This window comes from Desulfovulcanus sp. (genome assembly GCF_982781345.1).
This window is the reverse complement of sequence record NZ_CEYAEZ010000208.1, coordinates 1-1,043: the sequence shown is the minus strand read 5'-3', so window position 1 is coordinate 1,043 and position 1,043 is coordinate 1. Positions and strand designations below refer to the sequence as shown.

Genomic DNA, 1,043 nt, shown 5'->3' with positions numbered 1-1,043 from the left:
AGATGGAGGAAGATATAATCTTAAAAATAAGGGGACTTAGTAAGTCCTTTGGAGGAATAAAGGCACTAAAAAATATAAGTCTGGATGTGCAAAAAGGGGAGCTTTTGGGGATAATTGGTCCCAATGGCTCCGGGAAAACAACACTTATAAACATAATCACGGGATTTATAAAGCCAGACAGGGGAAAGGTCACATATAAGAAAAAAGACATCACAGGTATGAGGCCTTATAGAATAGCTGATATGGGTATAATAAGGTCTTTTCAATTTATAAAGCCCTTCTATAATATTCCAGCATATAAAAATGTGGTCATTCCACTATGTTCAAATAGGGTAAAGAGGATAAAAGGGGGAAAGTATGGAAGAAGGGACGAAGTAGCCTTAGATTTGCTGGAGGATATGGGTTTTGAGAGAGACTCTCGTATCCCATATAAAGAGACCTCAAGTTTGCCTCATGGCTACCTGAGAAGGCTTGAGCTTGCGAGGTGTATTGCACTTCAGCCAGAACTTCTTATATTGGACGAGATATTTTCTGGTATGTCAAAACCGGAGGTGGCATCCACAATTCCCATAATAGAGAAACTGAATGCCGAGGGGTTAACAATAATTATGATAGAACACAGGATAAAAGAGCTTTTCCAAATTGCAGACAGGATTATCGTGTTAAATTTTGGAGAAAAGATTGCAGACGGTTTATCCCATGAGGTTGTTCAAAAGGAGGAAGTAAAAACAGCATATATTGGAACCCAGATTCTCTGAGCAACTTATTGAGTTATTAATGACAATAAACTATGCTATTTTTTAAGTTGATAATTAGTACCACTTCCTGTATAAATTTATTTATTAAAATTAAAGGAGGAATAATTATGAAAAGGGGAGTTCTATTTTTGGGCATTTTGTCTTTGTTTGTATTAATGGCATACAACTTTTCATATGCAATGCCAAAACTCTTTATGGTCCCTATGAGTAAATGGTGGGAACTTCCTTCTGTTTCATCAAAGCTGAATCTGACTGAGCAAGAAAAAGAGGCCCTGCATAAGCTTT

At 36.8% G+C, this 1,043-nt stretch carries 1 protein-coding gene; it reads left to right on the top strand.

Annotated features, from left to right (window positions below):
* A partial coding sequence (locus tag AC3WVG_RS12285) for an ABC transporter ATP-binding protein (RefSeq protein ID WP_488798405.1) occupies positions 1 to 758 on the top strand: 758 nt, incomplete at its 5' end.
* Between the last annotated feature and the right edge of the window lie 285 nt (positions 759 to 1,043).